This window comes from Novosphingobium sp. BL-S-34 (assembly GCF_056857015.1).
The window spans coordinates 443,022-456,996 of record NZ_CM166472.1 but is presented as its reverse complement, the minus strand read 5'-3'; the positions used below and the strand labels follow the sequence as shown (position 1 = coordinate 456,996).

The 13,975-nt window shown below is 65.2% G+C and carries 12 protein-coding genes; 8 read left to right on the top strand and 4 right to left on the bottom strand.

Features of this window, described 5'->3' with window-relative positions:
* Positions 1 to 65: 65 nt before the first annotated feature.
* Positions 66 to 1,601 carry a tetratricopeptide repeat protein gene (locus tag AC1VV3_RS02135; RefSeq protein WP_431566631.1) on the bottom strand — a complete coding sequence of 512 codons (1,536 nt, stop codon included), beginning with the start codon at positions 1,599 to 1,601 and terminating at the stop codon, positions 66 to 68.
* Between the two features lie 142 nt (positions 1,602 to 1,743).
* Here AC1VV3_RS02135 and ychF point away from each other — a divergent pair, with 142 nt between their 5' ends.
* Positions 1,744 to 2,844 (top strand): redox-regulated ATPase YchF, encoded by a 1,101-nt coding sequence (gene ychF, locus AC1VV3_RS02130; RefSeq protein ID WP_132262659.1) that lies wholly within the window; start codon positions 1,744 to 1,746, stop codon positions 2,842 to 2,844.
* 62 nt (positions 2,845 to 2,906) lie between these two features.
* On the opposite strand, the gene AC1VV3_RS02125 is transcribed toward ychF, so the two are convergent.
* A complete protein-coding gene (locus AC1VV3_RS02125; RefSeq protein WP_431566630.1) occupies positions 2,907 to 3,323 on the bottom strand; it encodes a MerR family transcriptional regulator in 417 nt (138 codons plus the stop codon).
* A gap of 41 nt (positions 3,324 to 3,364) precedes the next feature.
* Here AC1VV3_RS02125 and AC1VV3_RS02120 point away from each other — a divergent pair, with 41 nt between their 5' ends.
* Positions 3,365 to 4,144, top strand: a complete 780-nt coding sequence (locus AC1VV3_RS02120; RefSeq protein ID WP_243840827.1) for a glutaredoxin family protein — start codon at positions 3,365 to 3,367, stop codon at positions 4,142 to 4,144.
* Positions 4,145 to 4,187: 43 nt separating this feature from the next.
* On the top strand, positions 4,188 to 5,525 hold the full coding sequence (locus AC1VV3_RS02115) for an alkaline phosphatase family protein (RefSeq protein WP_431566629.1): 1,338 nt from the start codon (positions 4,188 to 4,190) through the stop codon (positions 5,523 to 5,525).
* On the opposite strand, the gene AC1VV3_RS02110 is transcribed toward AC1VV3_RS02115, so the two are convergent.
* Together AC1VV3_RS02110 and mutL are read right to left on the bottom strand one after the other, a co-directional pair.
* The gene (locus AC1VV3_RS02110) at positions 5,509 to 6,000 is read right to left on the bottom strand and encodes a hypothetical protein (protein WP_243840826.1); all 492 of its coding nucleotides are present in this window, start codon (positions 5,998 to 6,000) and stop codon (positions 5,509 to 5,511) included. The two genes, AC1VV3_RS02115 and AC1VV3_RS02110, sit on opposite strands and share 17 nt — an antisense overlap.
* Positions 6,000 to 7,835: a DNA mismatch repair endonuclease MutL gene (gene mutL, locus AC1VV3_RS02105; RefSeq protein ID WP_431566628.1), complete on the bottom strand. Its 1,836-nt coding sequence runs from the start codon at positions 7,833 to 7,835 to the stop codon at positions 6,000 to 6,002. Before mutL ends, AC1VV3_RS02110 begins: the two co-directional genes overlap by 1 nt.
* A 307-nt stretch (positions 7,836 to 8,142) precedes the next feature.
* On the opposite strand from mutL, the gene AC1VV3_RS02100 reads away from it, so the two are divergent.
* The 5 genes from AC1VV3_RS02100 to rodA all read left to right on the top strand — a co-directional run bounded on the left by AC1VV3_RS02100 (position 8,143) and on the right by rodA (position 13,974).
* Positions 8,143 to 9,189, top strand: coding sequence for a rod shape-determining protein (locus AC1VV3_RS02100; protein WP_132262650.1), 1,047 nt, complete (start codon positions 8,143 to 8,145; stop codon positions 9,187 to 9,189).
* Between the two features lie 132 nt (positions 9,190 to 9,321).
* Entirely contained in the window at positions 9,322 to 10,209 is an 888-nt protein-coding gene (locus tag AC1VV3_RS02095) for a rod shape-determining protein MreC (protein ID WP_431566627.1), read from the top strand.
* A complete protein-coding gene (locus tag AC1VV3_RS02090; protein WP_132262646.1) occupies positions 10,209 to 10,757 on the top strand; it encodes a rod shape-determining protein MreD in 549 nt (182 codons plus the stop codon). Before AC1VV3_RS02095 ends, AC1VV3_RS02090 begins: the two co-directional genes overlap by 1 nt.
* On the top strand, positions 10,754 to 12,862 hold the full coding sequence (gene mrdA, locus AC1VV3_RS02085) for a penicillin-binding protein 2 (RefSeq protein ID WP_431566626.1): 2,109 nt from the start codon (positions 10,754 to 10,756) through the stop codon (positions 12,860 to 12,862). Before AC1VV3_RS02090 ends, mrdA begins: the two co-directional genes overlap by 4 nt.
* Positions 12,862 to 13,974, top strand: coding sequence for a rod shape-determining protein RodA (rodA, locus tag AC1VV3_RS02080; RefSeq protein ID WP_132264083.1), 1,113 nt, complete (start codon positions 12,862 to 12,864; stop codon positions 13,972 to 13,974). Before mrdA ends, rodA begins: the two co-directional genes overlap by 1 nt.
* Position 13,975: the final 1 nt, after the last annotated feature.

Sequence of the window (13,975 nt, the reverse complement as noted above, 5' to 3'; positions counted from 1 at the left end):
TCGCGGGAGGTGGCGCCTCTCGGCCGGGTTGCTTCCGTTTCCGGCCGGGCAGGCCGCCGCTGGCTCTAGCTGGCGGCGGCCTTCGCTTTTCCAAGATCGCGCGCGATGTCGGGATCGCGCGGATCGGCGATGGCCGCAGCCTCAAGCAGGCGCCGGGCACCGGACAGGTCGCGACCGAGTTCCAGGCGGACGAGGCCGGCCACGTGAAGATAGTCGGGATTGTCCGGCACCAGCCTGCGCGCCCGGTCGGCATAAGCCAGGGCGTCACTTCCCTGCCCCAGCCCCGCCGCTGCCAGCGCCATGCGCTTGAGAACCTCGGGATCGTCGCCCCGCTGAAGCAGTTCGCGATAGGTCGCCAGCGCCAGCTTCCAGTCCTGCGCGGACAGGGCGGCCTGCCCCTTGTCGGCCAGCGCCATCGTCGCTTTCAGACGCACGGGATCGAGCCGTGCTTTCAGCACATCCGCCTCGGGAGCGCCGGCCGCGCGGGCCGCGCGTTCGGCTGAAACGAGAATTTCCGGCTGGGCCAGCGTGCCGGAAGCCAGGGGCCTCAGCGTTTCCCACGCGCCCCTCGCATCCCCGCTCGCCAGTTGCGCTTCTCCGAGCATCATGCGCGCGAACGGATTGCCCGGCAGCAGCAGCGAGGCGCGGCTGAACAGCACGCGGGCCTGCTCGGCGTGACCAAGACGCAGCAGGGCCTCGCCATACGTCAGCCCCAGGCTCGATGCCGGATCGATGCGCCCCTCTCGCCCCTGCAGGGCCAGGCGGATCGTTTTCCATTCGCCTTTCTCAGCCAGAAGCTGGATCCGCATCTCTTCGAGGGCCGGGTCGCCGGACGAGAGCTTCGCCGCCTTCTCGACTACGCGCATGGCCGCATCGACCTCGCCTTTTTCGTCGAGAGCATTGGCAAGCGCCAGCATGGGCGGGACTTTGCCGGGATAGGCGCTTGTCGCCCTGCCATAGGCGGCTATCGCGCCATCCGTCTCGCCGCGTGCAGCGGCGATGTCGCCGGCGAGAACGAGCGTGTTGTAGGCGCCCGGCGCAAAGCGGTTCATTCGCGTCAGGATCTGCCCGGCGCGGGCAAGGTCGCCGGTTTCCAGCGCGAACCGCGCATAGGCTACGCTCAGTGGCAGGTCGTCACCCGCGGCCATCCCCTTTTCGAAGGATGCCAAGGCGTCCGTCTGTTTGCCCAGCGCCAGTTGGGCCTGAGCGCGCAGCCGCCAGGCATCGGTGTCGAAATCGTTTACAATCAGCGCCAGAGCCGCAGCCGGCTTGCCGCGCAGCAGGCTGACACCCGCTTCTAGTCGGCGAAGTTCCGCGCCCTTCCCGCCAGCCTTCTTCAATCGGGCAAGGACGCGATCGGCCGCATCGGCATCGCCCAATGCGATCTGCGTCCTGCCCAGAAGCGCCAGGACCTGGAGGTTGTCAGGTTCCTTCTCAAGCATGGCGAAGAGCGTGGTGCGGGCCGAAGGGTAGCTTTGCGAGGCGAAATCGGCGCGGGCCTTTTCCAGTCCTCCCCCGCCGCTGCCGGTTCCAATGGCGCCGCAAGCAGCAAGCGACGCGGACACGAGGGCGACAAGGGAGAGGCGAACGATGGATTTCATCCCGCCCGTCTAGGAACAAGCCCTGAAATTTCCGTGAAGCCCACCTCTCCACCGGCTCCGGTCATAAAGAACCGTCGCGCAACTGGTAATGCGCGCAGACTGGCGCTAAGGCGCGGCCCATACATTTCTTCCGGAGTTACACATGGGTTTCCGTTGCGGAATCGTGGGCCTGCCCAATGTTGGCAAGTCGACCTTGTTCAATGCGCTCACCGAGACGCAGGCGGCGCAGGCGGCCAACTATCCCTTCTGCACGATCGAGCCCAATGTCGGCCAGGTCGGCGTTCCCGATCCGCGCCTGGACAAGCTGGCCGAAATCGCCGGTTCGGCCAAGATCATCCCGACGCAGTTGTCCTTCGTGGACATCGCCGGGCTCGTGCGCGGCGCCTCGAAGGGTGAAGGCCTGGGCAACCAGTTCCTTGGCAACATTCGCGAAGTGGACGCGATCGTTCACGTCCTGCGCTGCTTCGAGAACGACGACATCCAGCACGTCGACGAGCGCGTCGACCCCATTGCCGATGCCGAGACGGTCGAGACCGAGCTGCTTCTTTCCGACCTGGAGAGCCTGGAAAAGCGCGTTCCCGCCGCTCAGAAGAAAGCTACCCAGGGCGACAAGGAATCGAAGATCGTCGCCTCGGTGCTCGGCCAGGCGCTGGAACTGCTGCGCGAAGGCAAGCCCGCGCGCCTCACCCAGCCCAAGGACGAAGACGAGGAACGCGTGTTCCGCCAGGCCCAGCTCCTGACGGCCAAGCCGGTCCTCTATGTCTGCAACGTCGAGGAAGAAGCCGCCGCGGAAGGCAATGCCTTCTCCGCCCGCGTCTTCGAGAAGGCCAAGGCCGAGGGCGCCACTGCGGTGATCGTCTCGGCGGCCATCGAATCGGAGCTGGTCGGCATGGATATCGAGGAGCGCATGGTCTTCCTCGAGGAGATGGGCCTGCACGAAACCGGCCTCGCCCGCATCATCCGCGCTGGCTACGAACTGCTTTCCCTGCTGACCTTCTTCACCGTCGGCCCCAAGGAAGCCCGCGCCTGGACCGTGCACAAGGGCGCCAAGGCCCCTGACGCCGCCGGCGAGATCCACTCGGACATGCAGCGCGGCTTCATCCGCGCCGAGACCATCGCTTACGACGACTATGTCGCCCTGAACGGTGAAGCCGGCGCCAAGGAAGGCGGCAAGCTGCGTCAGGAAGGCAAGGAATACGTCGTGCACGACGGCGACGTCATGCACTTCAAGTTCAACGTCTGATCCGGAGATACCGGCGGTCACCGGCTCGATCCGGGACCGCCGGCAGTTCCTGCTCTCCCGGTTCAGGTCCGGGAAGACGCCGGTTCCTCGAACGCTTCGAGGATCGGGCAAGGGCCATCGTCCGAGCCGGCGCATTCGCGGGCCAATCGCCGCAACGACTGCCGCGCGGCTTCCAGTTGCGCGATCTCCCGATCCAGTTCCGCCAATCGCATTTCCGCCATTTTCCGCGCGCGCGGCCGGTCTCCGGTATGGTCGAGGCTGATCAGCTCGGCGATCTCATCGAGAATGAAGCCGGCCGCCTTGGCCGAACGAATGAAGCGCAGGCGCTTCACATCTGGCTCACCATAATGTCGCTGCCCCCTGGCGCCTCCGGTCGCAGCCGGGCGCGGGTCGAAGAGCAGGCCCTTGCGCTGGTAGAAACGAACCGTCTCCACGCCGACGCCGCTCGAACGGGCCAGTTCCGAAATCGTCAATGCCATGCTTGACTCCGTACCATGGTACGGAAGGTATAAGCCTCGGCATGACGCAAGACCAGACCCTCGAAAGCCCCGCATCCCGCCAGTCAGACAAGAGCGCCGCGCTCTACCGCATGGTCATGGACAAGCACACTTGTCCCTGGGGTCTCAAATCGAAATACCTGCTGGAGAAGCTCGGCTATGAGGTCGAGGATCACTGGCTGACCACGCGCGAGCAGGTCGATGCCTTCAAGGCGCGGCACGGTGTTGCCACCACGCCGCAGACCTTCATCGGGGGCGCCCGGATCGGCGGCTACACCGATTTGCGCGCCCATTTCGGCCTGAAGGTTCACGATCCGAAAGCGAAGAGCTACCGCCCCGTGCTGGCCGTTTTCGCCACTGGCCTCGGCCTCGCCCTGGCGGCGAGTTGGGCTTCGTTCGGCACGCCTTTCACCATGCGCGGCGCCGAATGGTTCGTTTCGATGACGATGATGCTGCTGGCGATGCTCAAGCTTCAGGATGTCGAGCAGTTTTCGACGATGTTCCTGGGTTATGACCTGTTGGCCAAGCGCTTCGTGCCTTACGCTTACGCCTATCCCGTGCTGGAATGGACCGCAGGCGCGCTGATGACGGCGCATGCCCTGCCCTGGCTCTCGATCCCGATCGGCCTCGTGATCGGCGGCATCGGCGCCGCATCGGTTTTCTACGCGGTCTATATTCAGAAGCGTGCGTTGAAGTGCGCCTGCGTCGGCGGCTCGGGTGCCGTGCCGCTGGGCTTCGTCTCGCTCACGGAGAACCTGTTCATGGTGGCCATGGCGTTGTGGATGCTGGCTGGGATGGCGTGAGCCGACATCGACCTGTCATGGTCCCGGCGCTAGTGGCGCCGTCATGAAAAGACTCGTCCCCCTGTTCGGTGCGCTGGCCCTGCTGGCCGGCCCCGTTCTCGCCGATCCTGCCCTCACCCGACCTGCCAGCACCCGGCCTGCCAGCACTTGGCCTGCCGACAAACCCGCCGCGGAAGTCCGTGAGCCGGTGGTGATCCTCATCTCGATCGACGGTTTCAGGGCCGATTATCTCGACCGCGGGATTACGCCGCACCTCTCGGCGCTGGCGGCCAGCGGCATCAGCGCGGCCATGCGCCCCTCGTTCCCAAGCAAGACCTTCCCCAATCACTGGGCCATCGCCACGGGAAAAGTGCCCGACCGCAACGGCATCATCGCCAACGGCTTCGAGGATCCCGCTCATCCCGGCGAGAAGTTCACGATGTCGAGCGACGAACCGTACTGGTGGGATGAGGCGGAACCGATCTGGGTGACGGCCGAGAAGTCCGGCATCCGAACCGCAACGATGTTCTGGCCGGGATCGAACGTCGCCTGGGGCGGCACTTTGGTGACCGAGCCGCACAAGACGATCAGCGGCGGAACCCGGCCGAGCGACTGGCAGCAATTCAACGGCGCGGTATCGCCGGTCCAGCGCGTCGATTCCGTGATCGACTGGTTGCGCCGCCCGGCAGCGAAACGCCCGAAGCTGGTGACCCTCTACTTCGACCAGGTCGATACGGCAGGCCATCGCTACGGACCCGGCGACAGCCAGACCGACGCGGCCATCGCCGATGTCGACGGCGATATCGGCCTCCTTCTTGCGGGGCTTCGGGAGCTTGGGCAGCCCGCCAACCTGATCGTCGTGGCCGATCACGGCATGGCTGCCATTTCCAGCGAACGGACGATCGCCCTCGATTCGGTTGCCGACCCTTCGCTCTACAAGCTGGGCGATACCGGCCCTTTCGCGGGCATCACATCGACCGAAGGCAACGAACGGAAGCTGGCCGCCGCGCTGCTGAAGCCCCACGAACACATGTCATGCTGGCGCAAGCAGGACATCCCGGCGCGCTTCCATTACGGCAGCAACCCCCGCATCGCGCCGTATTTCTGCCTGGCGGAGATCGGCTGGCAGATCGCAGCCAAGCCGCCGGAAAAGGCGTCGACCGGCGGAACCCATGGCTATGACAATGCCGCGCCCGAGATGGCCGCGCTCTTCATCGCCGCCGGACCGGCCTTCAGGCCGAAGGGCAAGTTGGCCCCGTTCGACAATGTCGACATCGCGCCGCTCCTGCGCGACCTCCTGAAGCTGCCCCCGGCAGCCGACGGCGACGGCAACGACGCGCCATTCCGCGGCACTCTGGCGAAGCCGGGCAGAGACCAAGCTCCCGTCAGCGGTGGCAAGTAACCACGCCTTCCGACATGAAGGCGACCCGTTCCTGGGCATCGTGCAGGATCAGCTTCGCCGGCCAATGGGTGGTATCCGAGCCGCCGCTCTTGTCGGGCAGGCTCACCAGATCGACCCAACTGGCCAGCCCGACATAAGTGGAGCGCGCGTTGCCCGGCAACTGCGCGCTTTCCACTTTGGCGGCATAGCGCTTGAGGTCCCCGGCGACGCGCAGGAATCCCTCGTCGGCATTGGCGATGAAGATCGGGTCCTTTTCGCCCGGCTTGCGGAAGGAGCATCCCGGCTTGTCCAGCCCATAACGCGCGACGTCGATCTCGGTGATGGCATGGGGAATGATCGGCTTGAACGGCTCCTTGCTCATCCGCTCGACCATGGCCACGTCGTGCGCGTTCTCTACCGCCTCGCGCTGCGGATCTTCCTGTCCGCAAGCTGAGAGCAGAACGAAAGGAGCCAGCGCAAGGATCGGTTTTCGCATCATTTTCGCCCGAACAGTTTTTCGATATCCTGATGAGCCAGTTTAACCCACGTCGGGCGTCCATGGTTGCATTGGCCCGAGCGCGGCGTGCGCTCCATTTCCCGCAGCAGGGCATTCATTTCCGCGACCGAGAGCGAGCGACCGGCCCGGACCGAGCCGTGGCAGGCCATTGTCGCCAGCACCAGTTCCAGCTTCTCACCCAGAAGCAGGGCGTCTCCGTTTTTCGCAAGATCGTCGGCCACATCGCGCACGAGCGCGTGGACATCGGATTTGCCCAGGACGGACGGCACCGCGCGCACCAGCATGGCACCCGGACCGAACCTTTCGAGCGCGAGGCCGAATTGCGCCAGGTCGGCGATCTTTTCTTCCAGCGCATCGCAGGCGGCCTCTTCCAGCTCTACGACTTCGGGAAGCAGCAGCGCCTGGGAGCGAGACATCGCATCTTCCGCGCCGGCCGCCTTGAGCCGCTCCAGCACGAGCCGCTCATGCGCGGCATGCTGATCGACGATGACCAGGCCATCGGCCGCCTCCGCCACGATGTAAGTCTCCGCGACCTGGCCGCGGGCCACGCCGAGCGGATACTTCAAAGCCTCATCGGCAGCCTCGTACGCAGGCTCGGCGCGCCCGGAAGGCTGCGCCATGACCTGCTCCTCGTAAGAGCGCCATGCGGCCCCGGTTTCGGAAACCCGGTCCGCTGCCGGTCGAAACTCCGAACGGGAGGGCGACGACGAGGAAGAGGGAGCGTACTCCCGGGCAAACAGCGAACCGAGCGAAGGTGCAGGAGCGGCAACCGGCTCCACCTGCCACATGCCCATGGCCGCCGCGGAGGCCGGTTGCGCGCTCCGCTGACCGGACGATTCGAGAGCATGGCGCAAGGCGCCGACCAGAAAACCGCGGATGAACGCAGGATCGCGAAACCGCACTTCCGTCTTGGCCGGATGGACGTTGACGTCCACTTCCTCTGGCGGAATGTCGAGGAACAGCGCCAGCACGGCATGGCGATCCCGCGCCAGCATGTCGGAATAGGCGCCGCGCACGGCTCCCACCAGCAGGCGATCCTTCACTGGCCGGCCATTGACGAACAGGTATTGATGATCGGCGACACCGCGATTGTAGGTGGGAAGACCGGCGACGCCGGTGAGCCGAGCCGACCCGCGTTCGGCATCGATCAGCACGCCGTCGTCCGCCAGTTCGCGTGCCACGAGCCGGGCCACGCGAGAAGCCAGCTCTTCGCGCGGCTGCACGGCAATCGCCCGGCGGCCGTCATGCTCCAGGACGAAGCCGATGTCCGGCCGGGCCATGGCCAGACGGCGCACCACATCCTGGCAAGCCGCATATTCCGAGCGCGCCGAACGCAGGAACTTGCGCCGCGCCGGGACTTTGCCGAAGAGATCCTCCACCCGTATCCGCGTTCCCGGCGGCAGCGCGGCGGGGCTGTCCACCGTCACGATCCCGTGATCGACGACGCGCTTCCAGCCCTCTTCCGATTCGTGCGGGCGGCTTTCTATGGTCAGCCGCGCGACGGATCCGATCGACGGCAGCGCCTCTCCGCGAAAGCCCAGCGTCGCCACCAGCTCGATATGCTCGTCCGGCAGCTTGGAAGTGGCGTGGCGTTCCAGCGCCAGGGCGATCTGGTCCGGCACCATGCCGCAGCCGTCGTCGGTCACTTCGATGAGGTCCAGGCCGCCGGCGGACAAGCGCACGGTGATCTGGGTGGAGCCGGCGTCGATCGCGTTCTCCACCAGCTCCTTCAGCGCGGAAGCGGGCCTTTCCACCACTTCGCCGGCCGCGATGCGGTTGACGAGATGTTCGGGAAGACGGCGGATCGTGGGCATCGGGCACTCTTTCGCAAGCGGCCTTGCTCAGGCCTTGGGCTCCGCGTCATCCAGGTACGAGCCCGGGCCACCGATGGGCCGGCCCGGACGCGGGGCGTCCATGGCACCGCGATCTCGAAGCGATCCAAACACTAGCGGTGAACCGCATGGAATTCGAGACGGGCTTCTGACGATTCCCCCATGAAATCGACACAAATTTTTGGCGTTTCGCGAATCGATGGGCTAAGGGGTCCCCTTCCATGCCAACCTGCCCTTCGCTCCATGGGGATTCCCTGTGACAAGCGCCGGGAAAGACAACGGATTACTGATGGCCTCGCCCTTCTCGCGATTCTTCAAACTCGGCTCACAGAACATGGCGATCGACCTTGGGACCGCCAACACGCTCGTCTACGTTCAGGACCGCGGAATCGTGCTGAACGAGCCCTCGGTGGTGGCCATCGAGACGCTCAACGGCGTGAAGAAGGTCAAGGCCGTCGGTGACGACGCCAAGATGATGATGGGCAAGACGCCCGACAACATCGAAGCCATTCGCCCGCTTCGCGACGGCGTCATCGCCGACATCGAGATCGCGGAAGAGATGATCAAGCACTTCATCCGCAAGGTGCACGGCAAGAAGAACCTGTTCCGCTATCCGGAAATCGTGATCTGCGTGCCCTCGGGCTCGACTTCGGTGGAACGCCGCGCGATTCGCGATGCTGCTTCGAACGCCGGCGCCAGCCAGGTCTACCTGATCCTCGAACCGATGGCCGCCGCAATCGGCGCCGACATGCCCGTCACCGAGCCGGTTGGCTCGATGGTCGTCGACATCGGCGGTGGCACCACCGAAGTCGCCGTGCTCTCGCTGCGCGGTCTTGCCTACACCACTTCGGTGCGCGTCGGCGGTGACAAGATGGACGAATCGATCGTTTCCTACGTGCGTCGCCATCACAATCTCCTGATTGGAGATGCCACGGCAGAGCGCATCAAGAAGGACTACGGCATCGCCGTCATGCCCGCAGACGGCATCGGCGAAACGATCCACATCAAGGGCCGCGACCTCGTGAACGGCGTGCCGAAGGAGATCACCATCTCCCAGGCGAACGTTGCCGAAGCGCTGGCAGAACCGATCGGCGCCATCGTCGAGGGCGTTCGCATAGCGCTTGAGAATACCGCGCCCGAACTGGCGGCCGATATCGTCGACCAGGGCATCGTGCTCACCGGCGGCGGCGCTCTGATCCAGGGCCTGGACGATTACTTGCGCGAGGAAACCGGCCTTCCGGTCAGCGTCGCTGAAGACCCGCTTTCCTGCGTCGCGCTCGGCACCGGCCGCGCGATGGAAGATCCGGTCTATCGCGGCGTGCTGATGTCCGCCTGAATTTCGCGCGGAGCGGCCGGTGCCCATGGCACCGCCGCTCCGTCCGATTCCCGGCGGCCTCGTCGTCGGCATTATTGACGGCCGCGCGGCAGTCCAAGGACGGCGCCGCCCCTACGAAGGAGTGCATGGCGCATGGCGCCGCCCGTAAACAGGCGCTCCAGCTATTCGCGTCGGGCGCAATACACCACGTTCCTCAGTTACACCGCAGGCGTGCTTGGCGCCGTGGTCGGACTGGCGCTCGTCGTGATCTCGCTCGTCAATCCGGAATTCTTCTCCACCCTCCGCGGATTGGCGGACGACGCGACCGAACCGGCCGCGCAAGTCTCCGCCGGTGGACGCGATCTCGGACGCGATGCCTGGGCCAACCTCTCCGGATTCTTCCATTCCGGAAGCGAACACGCGCGCATCGAGCGTGAACTTGGTGAAGCCAAAGTGCGCCTTGTGGAAGCAAAGGCGGCGATGGCGGAGAACAAGCGGCTGAAGGACCTGATGGCGCTGTCCGAGCAGGATGGCGGCGCGGTCACTTATGCCCGGCTGACGGCCTCCACCAGCGCCAGTTCGCGCCGCTACGCCACGCTCGGCGCGGGGCGCGACCGCAATGTAACCTCCGGCATGCCGGTGCGCTCGCAGATGGGCCTCGTCGGCCGCGTGCTGGAAGTCGGCTCGTCGAGCGCGCGAGTCCTGTTGGTTACCGACAGTGAAAGCGTTGTACCGGTCCGCCGCGCGGCCGACGGCGTACCCGCCTTCGCGCAAGGCAACGGCGACGGCACCTTGCGCATCCGCCTCATCAACCTGGGCATCAACCCGCTCAAGAAGGGCGATGTGCTTGTAACCTCGGGCTCGGGCGGCCTTTACCGCCCCGGCACACCCATGGCGATCGTGACCGACCTGATCCGCGACGGCGCCATCGCCCGCGTCTTGAGCAATCCCTCGGACACCGATTACGTGATGGTCGAAAAGAGCTGGGCGCCCCCCGCGCCCCCTCCCCCGGCAAACGACGGTACGGTCAAGAAACGCTGATGTTCCAGCGCAGCGCCTCCCGCTCCACCTCCCGGCAGCGCATCAACCATGCGCCTTCGCGGATTCTCGCCAGGGGATTCCCCTGGCTGACGATCATGCTGGGTTCGGTGGTGCCGGGCTGGTTCCTGATCGCCTCGGCGCCGGTCATGCCGCCGCTCGGCTTCCTGATCTACCTCGGCTGGCGGCAATTGCGCCCCGGCCTTCTGCCGATCTGGGCCGGCCTGCCGCTGGGCCTGTTCGACGATCTGTTCTCCGGCCAGCCCTTCGGCTGCGCGGTCCTGCTCTGGTCGGTCACCGCGATCGTTCTCGAGATCGTGGAACTGCGCCTTCCCTGGCGCAATTTCGTGACCGAATGGCTCATGGCCATGGGCCTGATCGTCGCCTATATATTCCTCTGCCTCGCCTTCGCGAACATCGCGGGCGCGTCGTCTCCCATTCGTGTCATCGTGCCGCAGGTCGTTATCTCCGTGCTTTCCTATCCGCTCGTCGGTCGAGTCGTTGCCATGTTCGATCGGATCCGGCTCGCGCCGATCGTGCTCCTGCGATGAAGATCAGCTTCAAGCGCTTCTTTCCGCAACGCCACGTCAGCGCGGGCACGCTTCGAAACAGTTTCGACCGGCGCAGCATCGTTCTGGGATCGATCCAGGGCGGCGTTGGTGTGCTGCTGGCGGCTCGCCTAGGCTATCTGGCGATCGCCCAGAACGCGAAATACGAGCTTCAGGCCGAGAGTAACCGCGTCAACCTCTCGCTGATACCGCCTCGCCGCGGCTGGATTCTCGATCGCCACGGCACGCCGCTGGCCTCGAACCGTGCGGACTTCCGTGTCGACCTCATTCCGGAACGCGTTCAGGACGCGCCGCACACGATCCAGACCCTGGGCAAACTGCTCAACCTGACGCCGATCGCGATGCAGGACCTGGAGGACAAGCTGGAACGCGCCCGGCGATTCGCGCCGGTCGAAGTCGCCAGCGGTCTCGACTGGGATACGTTCGCCGCTGTCAGCGTGCGCTTGCCCGACCTTCCGGGCGTCGTCACCCAGCGCGGTTTCTCGCGTTTCTACCCGCAGGGCCCTTCGGTTGGGCACCTGATCGGCTATGTCGGCCCCGCCTCGGCGGAAGAATATGAAAAGGACCGTGACCCGGTTCTGATCACGCCGGGCTACAAAGTGGGCAAGGACGCGCTCGAGAAGTTCTACGAGAAGGACTTGCGCGGCAAACCCGGCGCCCGCCGCGTCGAAGTCACCGCTTCGGGCCGGATCGTGCGCGATCTCGACACGCGCGAGGACGTTCCCGGCAAGACGCTGAAGCTCACCATCGACGCCGACATTCAGGACTACGCCTCCCGGCGAATCGGCCCCGAATCGGCGGCCGTCGTGGTGATGGACTGCCAGACCGGCGACATCCTCGCGATGTGCTCGATGCCCAGCTTCGACCCCAACAGCTTTTCCGATGGTATCGGCCGTCTCGAATGGAAGATGCTGTCGGACGACGACCATGTGCCGCTGCGCAACAAAGTGCTGCGCGGGCTCTATCCGCCGGGCTCGACCGTCAAACCGATGGTTGCGCTGTCCTTCATGGAAGCCGGGCTGGACCCTAACGAATCGGTGTTCTGCGGCGGCGGTCTGCGCGTGGGCAACCGCGTGTTCCACTGCTGGAACCACCGCGGTCACGGCCAGGTCAACATGGCCAAGGGCATCTACCAGAGCTGCGACGTCTACTTCTATCACTTCGCCCAGCGAATCGGCATGGATCCGATCGCGGCGATGGCCGGCCGGCTTGGCCTTGGCCATGACTTCCCGCTGCCGGTCTCTGGCCAGTCCTACGGCACCGTGCCGAACCCGGCCTGGAAGCTGAAGAAATACGGCAAGGAATGGCAGACCTTCGATACGGTCAACGCCACGATCGGTCAGGGCTACTTCCTGGTCAATCCGCTGCAACAGGCCGTTCAGGCTTCCCGTCTGGCCAGCGGCAGGATCATCATGCCGCGCCTGGTTCATGGGCATGAGCAGGAAGTCGCGCCTTCCTTGGGCATTCCCGCCGATCACTTGGCCTATATCCATCAAGCGATGTCGGATGTTGCCAATGGTCCGGGATCGGCGCGTCACGCAGCGTTGCCTTTTCCTGACATCAAGCTCGCCGGTAAAACGGGTACCGCCCAGGTCGTTGGCCTGAATATCGGTAACGGCAAGGGCGGCCTCTGGAAGCATCGCGATCACGGCCACTTCATTTGTTTCGCGCCGACGGAGAACCCACGTTACGCCTGCTCGGTTGTTTGCGAGCACGGCGGCGGCTCGCCCTCGGCCTATCCCATCGCCCGCGACGTTCTGACGTACATCTTCGACAAGCAGAAGGGCATGGATGTCCTGACCGAGCTGGAGAAGAAGTGGGGCGGCACGCCCAAGGAGCGGCTCGAGGCGCGCTATCGCACTTACTCCGCGCAATATGGCGTCGGTGCTCCCGCCGTTTCGGCCGAGGAGGAAAACCGCAAGCTCCAGGGCGATGACGCTCCGCAGGATCCGGCACAGCCGATCGTGCGCGATGCCGCTTCTCCGGCGCCTGAGCCCGATGCGGCCGATCAGCCCGCGGCCCCGGCGCCTGCGGCCACGCCTTCGCCAACCCCTGCCCCGGGCAATTCCGGAGGGAATCCGCAATGATCACGCGATCGATCGTTCCCGACGCCATCGCCCGGCAGCCGTGGCACATGCTGATCCCCCTGGCCGGGCTGGTCTCGCTGGGGGCGGCAGTTCTCTATTCGGCGGCGGGCGGCAGCCTGCAGCCTTATGCGCTCAGCCATGTCATGCGATTCGTGATCTTCCTGGGCATGGCGATCGTCATCTCCCGGTTCAGCCGCGATTTCTTCCGCATGGCGGCCTATCCGGTCTACGGCGCAATCGTCGTGCTGCTCGTGCTTGTCGAGGCCATCGGCGCCGTTGGTGGCGGTAGCCAGCGTTGGCTCAACCTGGGGTTCATGACGCTTCAGCCGTCCGAACTGATGAAGCCGGCCATCGTCCTCGTCCTGGCGCGCTTCTACGAGACTTTGCCCCATGCCATGACCGCCAGTTGGCGCGGTCTCGTACCGGCAGGCGTCTTGATCGGCATTCCCGCGCTCTTCGTGATGATCCAACCCGATCTCGGCACGGCGCTGGCGATCTGCTTCGGCGGCGCGGTGACGATGTTCCTGGCCGGCCTGCCGCTGTCCTGGTTCATCGGCGCGGGCATGACCGGCGCCATCGCCGCGCCGATCGCCTTCTTCACCCTGCTGCACGACTATCAGCGCAACCGGGTACTGGTGTTCCTCGACCCCGAGAGCGATCCGCTGGGAACGGGCTATCACATCACCCAGTCCAAGATCGCGATCGGATCCGGCGGGTTCTTCGGCAAGGGATTCGGCAACGGATCGCAAAGCCACCTGCAATACCTGCCCGAATCGCATACCGACTTCGTCTTCGCGACGATGGCCGAGGAATGGGGCATGCTCGGCGGTCTCTTCGTGCTCTTCGTCTTTGCAGTCGTGCTGTCGTGGGGCCTGCGTGTCGCCAGGCGCGCGCCTGATCGGTTCTCCAGCCTGCTGGCAGCCGGCATGGCGGCAACGATCTTCTTCTACGTCGCCATCAACCTGATGATGGTCATGGGCCTGGCCCCGGTGGTGGGGATTCCCCTGCCCTTCATGAGCCATGGCGGCACTTCGATGCTCACCAACATGATCTGCCTCGGCACGTTGATGGCTGTAAACCGGTGGAATCGGCGTCCCGGATCAATCTCGTAAA